The sequence below is a fragment of the Catalinimonas alkaloidigena genome (assembly GCF_029504655.1).
Lineage (GTDB): Bacteria > Bacteroidota > Bacteroidia > Cytophagales > Cyclobacteriaceae > Catalinimonas > Catalinimonas alkaloidigena.
The window spans coordinates 1,106,070-1,118,653 of record NZ_JAQFIL010000001.1 but is presented as its reverse complement, the minus strand read 5'-3'; the positions used below and the strand labels follow the sequence as shown (position 1 = coordinate 1,118,653).

At 43.3% G+C, this 12,584-nt stretch carries 8 protein-coding genes; all 8 read right to left on the bottom strand.

Annotation, left to right across the window (positions count from 1 at the left end; genetic code table 11):
• Nucleotides 1-7: 7 nt before the first annotated feature.
• A complete protein-coding gene (locus OKW21_RS04690; protein WP_277477784.1) occupies nucleotides 8-199 on the bottom strand; it encodes a cold-shock protein in 192 nt (63 codons plus the stop codon).
• A gap of 81 nt (nucleotides 200-280) precedes the next feature.
• On the bottom strand, nucleotides 281-1,204 hold the full coding sequence (locus OKW21_RS04685) for a class I SAM-dependent methyltransferase (RefSeq protein ID WP_277477783.1): 924 nt from the start codon (nucleotides 1,202-1,204) through the stop codon (nucleotides 281-283).
• A 33-nt stretch (nucleotides 1,205-1,237) separates the two neighbouring features.
• On the bottom strand, nucleotides 1,238-2,497 hold the full coding sequence (locus tag OKW21_RS04680) for a DEAD/DEAH box helicase (RefSeq protein WP_277477781.1): 1,260 nt from the start codon (nucleotides 2,495-2,497) through the stop codon (nucleotides 1,238-1,240).
• 565 nt (nucleotides 2,498-3,062) lie between these two features.
• Nucleotides 3,063-5,081, bottom strand: a complete 2,019-nt coding sequence (locus OKW21_RS04675) for a c-type cytochrome (protein WP_277477779.1) — start codon at nucleotides 5,079-5,081, stop codon at nucleotides 3,063-3,065.
• Nucleotides 5,082-5,107: 26 nt separating this feature from the next.
• Nucleotides 5,108-6,952: a 3-keto-disaccharide hydrolase gene (locus OKW21_RS04670; protein WP_277477777.1), complete on the bottom strand. Its 1,845-nt coding sequence runs from the start codon at nucleotides 6,950-6,952 to the stop codon at nucleotides 5,108-5,110.
• 524 nt (nucleotides 6,953-7,476) lie between these two features.
• Entirely contained in the window at nucleotides 7,477-8,808 is a 1,332-nt protein-coding gene (locus OKW21_RS04665; protein WP_277477776.1) for a sulfatase-like hydrolase/transferase, read from the bottom strand.
• Between the two features lie 78 nt (nucleotides 8,809-8,886).
• Entirely contained in the window at nucleotides 8,887-9,855 is a 969-nt protein-coding gene (locus tag OKW21_RS04660; protein ID WP_277477775.1) for a sugar phosphate isomerase/epimerase family protein, read from the bottom strand.
• Between the two features lie 98 nt (nucleotides 9,856-9,953).
• A complete protein-coding gene (locus OKW21_RS04655; protein WP_277477774.1) occupies nucleotides 9,954-12,170 on the bottom strand; it encodes an outer membrane protein assembly factor BamB family protein in 2,217 nt (738 codons plus the stop codon).
• Nucleotides 12,171-12,584 lie beyond the last annotated feature (414 nt).

The following is a 12,584-nucleotide window of genomic DNA, read 5'->3' as shown; positions in this document are numbered from 1 at the left end:
ATGTAAACTAAGCAAGCTTTACATTTACTGCATTTAGTCCTTTTCTTCCTTCTTCCAGTTCGTAAGTAACTTCGTCATTTTCTCTGATTTCGTCTATCAGACCAGATACGTGCACAAAGTACTCTTTTCCTGTTTCATCATCTTTAATAAATCCGTATCCTTTTGATTCATTAAAAAATTTAACTGTTCCGTGATTCATGATATAAATTGATTTGTGATAATTGTTCTGTATTAATTGATTAAGTAAGTACTAAAGTGTGTTAAACACCTAAATAACTCATTAGTTTTTGATTTTATTATTTTTCCGCCCGCTAACCACATACATCAAAGCTCCGCCTGCAGTATGAAAAGACTCTTCCTCCAAAGCAACAAGCAATTGATCCAGTTTATTAACGTATTTTTTATGGTAGGAGTCATAAAAATCCAAATACTCTTCACCTAAAATAGCAAAATAATCTCTATTATCAGTACCCGAAGGTGAAGAATGGCCTCCTTCTGCCCACTGATGCAGTGTAGCGATCTGCTCCTGCTTATCGTAGGGAGGATACATGGCAATAGCCTTATCAGAAATTCTGACTTCAATTTTTTCAAATTCAGCCTTAGCCATAAGGCCGGGAAGCAGGTCGCCCAGAGAGTTATCTCCATGCCCGTAATGTTTCTTCCCTTTTTCATAGAGCAGAGCGTATTTTACGTGCTCCATAGTTTCTTCTATGGAAGCAGTTGCCGACAAAGAATTTCTGATGAGATGCTGTACCTGGTTATTTGGCTCAGCACACAATACGATACCCCCCGGTTTTAATACTCTTTTCATCTCCATAATCACCATTTCCGGCTCACGTACGTGAATCAATAAGGTTTGACAGGTTACCAGATCAAAAGTATTATCCTCATAAGGTAATCTATCGGCGGAGGCACATTCAAAGCTAAAGCTTCCCCCTTTTTGACTAAAATACTCAATATTGCTATCCTGTAGATCAGACCAGACGGGGTCATTGTCAACGGCATGAACTTCTGCTGCCTCGGCCAGAAACGGAAAAAGAACTTTACTCCAATGCCCCATACCACTACCTACATCCAACATCTGCTTGCACTGCTTCAGGGAGATACGGGAAGCTAAAGCCATAAGAAAACTATCATTCCACCAATGATCCCGGTATCTACCGAAGTATTGTTCTGAATGGCCTAGTTTATCTTCACGATTCATTAGAAATAAAGCTTATTTACCTGGTGTCTATTTTTACCACTTACGGGATTTCTTGTCAGAGAACCTATTGAAATTCTTTTTCTTAGGTTTGGCAGCCTGATTCGGCTGATTTCTTCTTTGCTTATCTTGTTCACCCGAAGGTCTTGCCGGCATAGCCCCTAAAGGAAAAGGATGATCATCTACTATCGGAATCCGTTTATCTATAAGCTTATGTATATCCCGCAAAAAAGCTTTTTCTTCCTGATCACAGAAAGAATAGGCGGTACCGCTGGCTCCCGCCCTACCGGTACGGCCGATACGGTGTACATAGGTTTCAGGTACATTGGGAAGCTCAAAATTGATCACATGCGAAAGGTCATCTACATCAATTCCTCTGGCTGCAATATCAGTAGCTACCAATACCCTTGTACGGCGGTTTTTAAAGTTCTTCAGTGCATTCTGGCGGGCGTTTTGCGACTTATTACCGTGAATAGCTTCAGCGGTAATCCCTGACTTTGCCAGATCTTTAGTCACTTTATTCGCTCCATGTTTGGTACGTGTAAATACCAGAGCACTTTCTATTGCAGCATCCTGAAGGATATGGTTGAGCAGGGCTTTTTTATTCCCCTTGTCTACATAATACACAGACTGCTGAATAGTATCTGCCGTAGATGATACCGGAGCTACTTCTACCTTTACAGGATGATCCAAAATTCTGTCAGCAAGGCTAACGATGTCGGGTGGCATAGTTGCTGAGAAGAAAAGGGTTTGCCTTTCTTTAGGAATCTTGGCAATTACCTTTTTTACATCATGCACAAAGCCCATATCCAGCATGCGGTCTGCTTCATCCAGCACAAAAAGCTCAAGCTTCCTCAGGTCTATAAAACCTTGCTGCATTAAATCCAGCAAGCGTCCCGGGGTAGCTACGAGTATGTCCGGACCTTTTCTCAAAGCATCAGTTTGTGACTTTTGAGAAACACCACCAAAAATTACAGTATGCCTGATGGGCAGATGTCGGCCATACGCCTGAAAACTTTCTCCTATTTGAATAGCAAGCTCTCGTGTAGGGGTTAATATGAGCGCACGTATTGGGTTACGGAATTTTCCTCGCGGTCCTTGCTCCTCCAGTAATTGTAACATGGGGATGGCAAATGCAGCGGTTTTTCCGGTACCGGTCTGGGCACAGCCCAAAAGATCTTTTCCTTCTAGTATAGGGGGGATAGATTTTGCCTGTATAGGCGTAGGTTTACTATAACCTTCCTGACGGAGCGCCTTTAAGATAGGCTCTATCAGATTCAATTCGTTAAATGTCATTCGTAATTATTAAAAATAAGGCTGGCCTAAATGCAAGAGGGCCGTGTGGACGGGAACTTAATTCATCTAAAACAGCAAATTCATCAGCAGGCTATTCCTGCAGATGGTATATACACAATTAATACTTAAAGGTAGTTCCTTTATTGTAAATATATTTCAATTAGTAAAATATTATTTTCACAAAGGAAGGCATAAAAATGAGTTATACAAAAAAAGAACAGGGAAACTACTTCCCGGCATAGAAGCAGCTATGATCTAATTTTTATGTTAAAATCACTTTCAAAACCGCACTGTCTGTTACAGATACCTTTTTTAAGCTCACAATGTGCTTCATGTATATTGGCACAGACATGCTCTATATAGACTTACTCATTCTGCCAACCAATACAATGAAATTAGAAACATCTGCATTAATGCACTCTATTGGGTACTCAAAAGACATAAAAATAACTTCCTCTTAGGTTATTCTGGCCTCTTACAATGATGCATTTTATATAAACAGAAAAAGCCTCTCTGCCCAAACTGGCAAAGAGGCTTAGTACATAAAATTTAACTTAAAAAGTTCTTATTCTCCGACTAGCGAATTAATCCATGCCGCAATTTTCAGTGCTTCATCCCGGGGCACCTGAGGCATAGGAGGCATCTCGGTAGCATAATCAGGCCAGTTCTTGGGCTGCGGCACATAAATCAAATCTACGATCTCCTCGTCGGAGTATTTACGCTTGGCGATTTCTTTGAAAGCCGGACCAACCTGGCGACTGTCAGCATTGTGACATGCGGTACATGTGTTGTTCGCCAGCAATGGCTCTATTTCAGCGAAGGTAGGAGCAGCTTTTTCTTCTACTCCTGCTGTAGCTTTTGCAGCACCATTTCCTGCTCCTCTCCCCGAACTATCCTGTCCGGGACCATCGGGAGACACCAGATTTTTAGGCGCTTCTTTTCTATCAGGAAGCGTAGCACTGGTCTGCTGACTGGCAGAGTTATAGGTGCTAACTTCACTCAGCTGTAGCTTGGGCCCTTCGGGAATATTATTTAAAGTGTAGTAAGCCGTAGGATGTACCAAAGAGTAGAAATGCTCTTTCTCACGCACACCTGAAAGACGGATTGTATGTACATGGTAACGTTCTAATCCATCTACAATGATACGGGCTTTCATGCCGTCTTCAGACACTTTTACTCCCCTCACAATAGCATTATTGTTTTTGACAGGAGGGCTGCCATATACCGGATGGTACTTGTAGATGTAGCTATATACATCATAAGAAGCGATATCCTCAGCAGATTTGCGGTCTACCGGCTGGGTGAACTCAATTTCAAAACCATCAGGCATGGCCTTCACGGTCTTCATTTCAAAGGGGACCCTCTTGTTCCAGACCAGTCTTTGTAACCCTTCGTCGGCAGTACCGGCAGAACCCCAACCCCGGTTGGTTTCACCTACAAAAAGAGATTTGTCCTGCCCCCAGGCCATGCGTAATACACCTGACTGAAAGCCGCTTCTGAAATCAAAAGCGACGCCCTGATACTCGCCATTGACTTTTTCCAATACCACCCGCGAAATTTTGCTTTGCCCCTGATCACCTACCAGCAGTTGTCCTTCAAAAGGCCCGAAATGATTGTCAGGGATCTCTACAATCTCAGAGTTTGAGATGCCCAAAATACCGTGAGGCAACCACACTGCTGGAAGCTTGATTTCAGAAAACTCATCCTGAAGTTCATATAAAGTTACGAAGTCTCCATTCTGCACATTCTCGGGCTTGATGTATCTTCCGTTTTCATCTTTTTCTACCCGGGGGTCTACTTTTGCATAGACTTCTTCGGCACTAAGCTTGACGGGAGAATTAGGCCTGGAGGTCCAGCGTAGGCTGGCAGGATGTCCCAGCCAGTCTCCTTTCTCTACATGCCAAACTCCGCCTGAACCAACCCAGTCACCCTGATTGTCAGTATAGAAGAGTTCGCCATCAATCATACCTAAACCGGCGGGAGAACGCACTCCGGCAGCCCAGGGCACTAATTCACCTTCCTGAGTCACTTTCAATATCCATCCTCTCCAGGGCACCCTACTTTCACCGCTCCACCATTGCTCATCGCCAAAGGCTACGTTGCCCGATACGAAGAAAGAGCCGTCAGGTGCTATTTTAGGGCCGTAGCTATACTCATGGTAGTGACCGGAAAGCGGCCATGCATAAACGGTCTCGTACACATCGGCTTTGCCATCCATATCGGTATCTTCCAGACGGGTCAGTTCACCACGCTGCGAGCAGTAGAATGATCCATCTTTATAGGTCAAGCCCAATACTTCATGCAATCCTGAGGCGAAAAGGCGAAAAAACGGTTGATTACTACTGGGATTTTCTACAACATAAATATCTCCTCTCCGGGTAGAAACGCCTAAGTCACCATTGGGCAACATTACCATTCCACCTACTTCTAATAATACGTTTTCAGGAACCGGCACTCGCATGATGCTGAAATAGTCTTCTTCTTTTGGAGATTCCTGAGCAAATACATTTAAATTCATCGTCAACATTCCAATCAGCAAGAGGGGAATGTAAACCTTTGATAGCTTAATATTTATTGATTTCATTTTGTTGAAATTAATCTCATTGGGAATTAGAAAAGAATAGAATACGTCAATTTATCACGCAAGGGCATGATCAGTTGCTGCTTACCATTTACTTCTCTAACTGTAGGTTTTGTGTTTCCATCACCTTCCAGCTTCAGGTAATATGCCTTATCATCAACTGCATACATTCCATTCTCCATAGCTAAGATAGAGTTACCTTCTGCCAAGCGTACATAAAGGTTATCTGAAGGCTTTTCTATGCTTAGCTCTCTGCGAATACCTTTACCTCCTTCTGTTGCCCTGATCTCATCATTAACCATGACCCCATTCATCAGATAGCGGAAGGTGGGGCGATTGTCCTGATCCATAATATACCCCTTAGGACGGTACTGGGTAGTATCATTATTCCAGCTGGCATTGGCAGAGCTCATGGTAGATACAGTCATCTCCGGTTCGCTCAGGTACTGCACCGATCCTAATGGACGGCTGGTACCATTCCCCCGACTGTTCCACATAGGAGTAGCGTCTAAAAACCTTCCTCTCCAAACCTGCACGATAGTTCCATGATCAAGGTCGTAGGTATAATGGATTTGTTCAGGGCTACCTACTGAAATAGCATGCACTACGATTTCATTATCGGGAAGCCTCATAAAACTTCTTAGCGTAGTATTTACTTCCGCTTCTTTAAGGATAGGGTTAGCAGCATTGCTGCGCTGAAAATCATCTTCATCGCTGATGATGGTCTCCCGTAATGCTGAGCCGGAGACGGTCAATCCCAAGGAAGGGTCCATCCAGCTCACATATTTATAATAGGTTAATTCAAATGGAGTACTGCCTGCTTTGAGGTTTACGGTAGCGCTACCATTGTTTCTGGCCTCACTGATTACTTCCTCTCCACCAATGCTAAGGCTACCCATTCCACCAGACATCAGCAGGTTAAAAGTATAGTCACCTGCTTTATCGGCATTAAGATTTCCCTGATAGCGGATCAGCACCTGGTCTGAATCAAAAGGCAGGTTGGAAGTAAGGGCGGCAGATTCACCTTCCAGCGTTGGTTCTACCGCATCAAAGTTGGGTTTTTCTTCAAACTCACCTTCATATAAACTAAAGTTCAGATCTGATAAGGAAGGATATTCGCTTTCATAAGTAGTGTACTTGATATTTTTAAAAGCAACAGCTCCATGATCCCCCTGAATGCGCAAAGGGCCCTTGGCCACTTCTTTCTGAGCCATTGCACCACGTGTCGGGCCTTGCAACTCCACATCTTCATGTATGGTCACGCCATTAAGTTCCACCAGAAGGATTCTGGCGTTCTCTGTTTTATTACCCTGTGCATCAAAACGGGGAGCCTGGAACGAGATCTTCAGATGTTGCCACAGGCCAGGTGCCTTGCTCACGTTTTGGCGAGGCGGAAAGCCCTGATAGCCTTTTTCTCCTTCGGGCCGGTTTTCATCCCAACGCTCATAGATGCCACCATTATCAGCGGATGAAGGGTATTTTTTACCCCAGCTATCCAACAACTGAATTTCGTACATGCCTTGGAGATAAATGCCCGAATTAGACCCTGTGGCCATCATATAGTCCAGCTCAAGGTCTATGTCTCCGTGTTCAAGTTTTGTGTAAAGGTCTTCACCATGTCTACGCTCAGTAGGCTGGTTAACCAGCACTCCTTTTCCTCTTGTGATCTCAAATCCATTTACTTCTTCCAGATCCGCTGAGACACGCGCTACTACTGACCAGGTTTTTCCCGGATCTTCAAAGGCAGATAAATCATTAAGGTCAATCTTCCCTGCTTGTCCGAAAGCATTCTGCGTAATCAATACAAGGGTAAAAACACCTGAAGCTATACGCGGCAGCCATCGTTTCAAATCATTAAATTGTGTTGTTTGCATTTGTAATTCAAAATAAGGTTAGAATACAAAATTCGTTGAGCGTGTACGTTAACTGGCTCAACATTCATTGAGGCTTTTATCATTATTTTAAGCGACAAAAATAGGCTTACAAACTTTATATACCAGCCTTTTCTGAAAATACCTTCAATTCAGCTCTTCACCTCTGTCGCAAAATACAGTATGGGTTTATCAAGGCCGTAAAACAGCCTCTTTCAGCATACCTCGCCAGGCTAGTAAACGTTCTACATTCATGCTAATTGCCTTCTTTAGCATATTTTGAGGCTACGCTTGTCCTATATGCACCTGCTAATATTAGCGCAGACAACAACAAAGGTTCAGCAGATCTAAAGAAAGAATAAGCAGTCTTTGCATGAGTGTTGGTAATAGAGGAAAAGGTAGCTTACTCACGATAATAATAGATTCACACACCTGACAATCTTTCAAAAGTAAAGATTCAGCCCCAGTAGAAAAATGAAAAAGACAGGATTATACCTGATTTTTAAGTGATTTGATATATCAATATGCTAGTGCCGGGAGAACTTCTCATCCCATTCAGCATGAATTTTTTTCATCTGTTTTACTTTCTCCGGCTGCTGTTCGGCCAGATTATTCATTTCTGAAATGTCTTCCTTCAAATTCACCAGAAAATATTTTTGGTTTTCGGGTATCGGGGCTTTGTCGGTAGGATCATAAGGGTTACCAATCAGTTTCCAGTCCCCTTCTCTAACTGCCCACTGCTCTCTGCCTGTAGCCCAGTAAAAAGTCTTATGAGGAGATTTAGCCTTACTTGAGCGAATGACAGGGACTATGCTAATACCATCCAGATCTGTTTGATTGAGGGAAACACCACAAAGCTCAGCAATGGTAGGATACCAGTCTACGCCCACACCCATCTGCTCACGCACTTCGTTTTCAGGTAGCTGTGCGGGCCAGCTTATGATAGCAGGCACCCTGATCCCACCTTCAAATAGGCTAAACTTGGCTCCACGATAAGGCCCGGCATTTCCACCTCCACCAAAAGTACGTTCTTCCACGGAATGCCCATGGTCTGACATCAGAATGATGATGGTATTTTCTCTTAAGCCAAGCTCATCCACTTTATTGACTAGCTCACCAACCTTTTCGTCAGTCGTAGATACAAAGGCTGCGTACTCCCTACGCGGCGAAGGTAAATCTTTGTAATGCTCCCTCCATTTCTCTTCTCCCTGCAAAGGATAATGTGGTGTATTGATTGCCCAATACAAAAAGAAGGGTTCTTGCTGATGGGCTTCTATAAACTGGCTGGCTTCCTCCACCATCAGATCAGGAAAAAATTCTCCATCTCTGAAGATTTCTTCACCATTCTGCCAGAGATCATGACGATTTGGGCCATTCCAGTAAAAGAAGTGAGAATAGTTATCAATACAGCCACCCATATGGCCAAAGGAGTAGTCAAAGCCCTGACCGTTGGGCATAGTTTCGGGAGTATAGCCCAAGTGCCATTTGCCTACATGGCCGGTGGTGTAACCTGCTTCTTTGAGCATTTCTGCAATCGTGATCTGCTCGCCAGGCATACCAGCATGCCCCTCTCTGGAAGAAGCATTACCTGGCAAGCCTGCTTTTTGGGGCACTTTACCTGTCAGTAAACCTGCCCGGGAAGGAGAACAGACCGGAGCGGCTGAATAAAACTGGGTAAACCTCACACCCCTTTTGGCTAAGGCATCCATATTTGGGGTAGCCAGATCTTGAGCACCATAGCAATTCATATCTATACTACCCTGATCATCGGTGTAGATTAGAATAACATTAGGACGTTGATTTTGGGCAAAAAGGTTAGAAATAATGCAAATAAAAAAAGGGAAAAGCAGTGATCTCATTATGGCGTTTTAGTTCTAAGTATAATAGTTTTAGGTGCTATAATATTATGGTAATATCCGCGTAAAGCCATAACTCTATCAAATCAAACCAGCGTCTTTCATCATTTCCTTTACTGCTGTCAGATCTTTTTTCATTACTTCTTTGGTCCTGGCAAGCTTTTGTTGTTCGCTTAAGCTATCGTCATGCTCAGGCATCTCATACTCATAATGAAAAGAGACCGGGGCGCTCAGGTTCAATTCTTTTAGCATGTTAAAGTAGCTGGCAAAGTCCACCATACCTTCTCCTATAGGCGTATTGAATACCTGCCATTTTCCGTCTTTCTCTTCCCACCTGAAATCCTTCATCACTATTGTGTTGATATGGGGGTGTATGTATTGTAAACCTAATGGCCAGGCCTCTCCTCCTTCCACTGTGGCATGGCGAATGTCATACTGATTACCCAAATGTGGAGAATTGATTTCTGAAAGAATAAGGGCAATATCCCAAACCGGCGCACCTACATATTGCCGACCGGAATGATTTTGATAAGAACCATAAATATCAAGCTTCTGATTGTATTTGGCCAGCTTCGTAAGTTTTTTACGACATTCTTTCATGTACTCAGGAATGCTTATTTTTTCGGGATATTTAAGCCAATTGGTGCGGTAATATTGGATTCCCTGCTCGCTAGCAGTATTTAATAATGTCTGATTGGTGGCATTGTCAGGATCAAGCAGTGCGGTAGTCATCATCTTGGCCTGTAGTCCTTGTTTTTTGACAGCTTCAACTGCCTTAGGTAAATCCCGAGCCACATTTTCAGGCAGTACATGACCACCGGGACGTACCGTAAGATCCACACCATCAAAGCCAATTTCAGCGGCAGCCTCCGCCATATGGTCATAATCCAAAAACTGTAAGTGTTTGGAGAATACGTGAAAGCTGACAGGTTCTTTTTGCTTCTTCCCTCTGGCCTCTGCAAATGAAGGCTGTGAAATGGTTAACGCGGCGCTTCCTGCTGCCAATGTACTTAAAAAATTTCTTCGGCTATTCTTGTGATTGCTGTGCATAGGTTGTTTTTAATGTTTATTGAAAAAATGGAGAATGACTGTTAAAAACAGGTATTAGTCATGGCAAAATATAAGCATGCATCATTATTCATCAATCATCACTCTTTATTTGGAAGGGCAAAAGCTACATAAGCATCAGAATGAGTCTTCGTTCCTTTTCCTCCTCCGGCTGCGATAACCAGGTATTGACGACCATCAACTTGATAGGTGGCAGGAGTAGCCATACCTGCTGCCGGCAGCTTATATTTCCACAATTCAGCTCCGGTATCTTTATCAAACGCACGAATATATTCATCTTTAGTGGCTGCGATAAAGATGAGCCCTCCTGCTGTTACTACCGGCCCTCCATAATTTTCAGTACCTGTTTTAGGGATACCTCTCTTTGTAAGTTCGTCAAATTCCCCTAAGGGTACTGACCATAGAATCTCTCCCTCATTAAGATCAATAGCATTGAGTGTACCCCAGGGAGGCTTCACAGCCGGATAACCTTCAGAATCCAAAAAGCGATTGTAACCCGTATGGTTATAACGCAGGTTACCTATTTCTTTATCTACAGGTTGATTAGCCGCCGTTTTTTCCATTTGCATTTGTACACCTGCTTCCTCTCCCAACAAGTAAGAAGTAATTGCATCAATCTGGGCATCGTTCAGAAAAGCAAAAGAGGGCATCGAACCCCTACCTTCTTTGACCAGTGTAGCTATTTCCTGATGACTAAGTCTCTGTTTGACATTGACAAGTTCAGGAGCATTACCATGAAAATTACTCCCCTGCAAATCAGCTCCGTGACAACCCATACAATTTGCCTGATACACACTTTTCCCCAAAACAACCATATCCTGGGTATTGACATCCTGCACCTCTATCATAGTAAGTATCCAGGGCATTTCGTTAGCGTTTACGTATAAAATACCAGAAGAAGGATCATAGCCGGCGCCCCCCCATTCTCCTCCCCCATCAAAGCCGGGAAAAATCATTGTACCCTCAGTACTGGGAGGTACAAACTGACCATTGGAACGCGTTTTTTTGAATACAGCCAGGAGTGAATCTTTATCAGGGGAGAAAGGGTTGATATCCGCTTCAGTAAATCTTTGACGGGCAAAAGGTGGAGGGCTAGTCGGCAAGGGCTGCGTAGGCCAGGTTTGTTCACCCATCAGATCAGATTCCGGATAATGCTTTTCTTCAATAGGGAACAATGATTCGCCAGTTTCACGATCCAGCACGTAGACATGGCCCGACTTGGTAATCTGCGCAACAGCATCAACCTTCTCCCCTTCTCGTACTACTTTCACCAGGTTAGGTGGGGCCGGCAAATCTCTATCCCACAAATCATGATGAACTGTCTGAAAATGCCAGATCCGCTTGCCGGTATTTGCATCCAAAGCCAGTAAGCTGTTGGCAAAAAGATTTTGCCCTTTACGATTTCCTCCGTAAAAATCAAAGGCAGCTGATCCTGTAGGCACAAAGACGATTCCTCGCTCTTCATCTATAGACATTCCCGACCAGTTATTCGCTCCACCAACAAACTGGTAAGCCATGGAGTCTTCCCAGGTGTCATAGCCAAACTCATCGGGCTGAGGAATAGTATGAAAAATCCATTCCTGTTTTCCAGTATGAATATTAAAGGCCCGAATATGACCGGGAGCTGAAGGCAGTCGCTCCGAGTTGAGTGCCCCCATGATAATCAGGTCTTTGTACACTGCGCCCGGACTATGGCTTCTGTAGACAAGCCCTTCCAGCTCACGACCTAGCCCCTGGGTCAGATCAATTTTGCCTTTTTCGCCAAAATCCCGAATGGGCATACCATCCGAAGCATCCAGCGCATATAGATATTGTTCCGCAGAAAACATGATCCTCTGATTCTCTCCGTCTTCCCAATATACCAGCCCCCTGCTAAAGCTGCTTTTGTCAGTGCCTTCAAAAGGATTAAACTCCCATATTTTATTTCCATTAGCCGCGTTGATTGCGAAAACTTTAAGTCCGGGAGAAACTCCATACAGCACACCGTCAACAATAAGAGGATTGGCCTGTATATAATCAGGGCCTCCACTACCTTGCTGACCGGCATTGTAAGTCCAGGCTACCTCCAGGTCTGTGACGTTACTTTTATTGATCTGATCAAGAACAGAATAGTGAGACCTGCCAGGATCACCCAGATAGCTATTCCATTCTGTAAATTCTTCTTCTTCTTCTTGAGATAAGTTAGGCTCTCGCGCACAGGAAGATAACAGTAACGCTCCTGCAAATCCTAATGAAAGGTAGTAGGTAAGTTGCATTTTCAAGGTAAACAGATTGGCTTCATCTAAACTTTTTAACAACAATAGCATTTTAATTTTTGTATTTTTTTTTGAAAAGTCAAAATGCTTTTGTCTTTATTATCAACATTAAAAAAAGCTTGTCCTTTAAGCTTTACGCAAAGCAGCTTTTTTCGTAATTCATAACTTTCACCGATTTTGTTGGAATCTGCTTTCCCCTAGCTGACTGGTTATTCTGTCGCACTTATGGGTTTGCAAACATCAAGCGTAAGCATTGATACCTGAAAGTCAATTATTTATGTACAACCCTTCACAAGTAATAATACTAATTGGTGCAGCGAATATAATAAAATGCTAATACCTTATAAGTTCCTATCCATTGAGCAAACTGTTTTACTTGCTTAACAATAACTGGTGGCCAAAACATAGACAGGACTTATTATATTGCAGATCCCAAATCGTAATTATTTACTAATT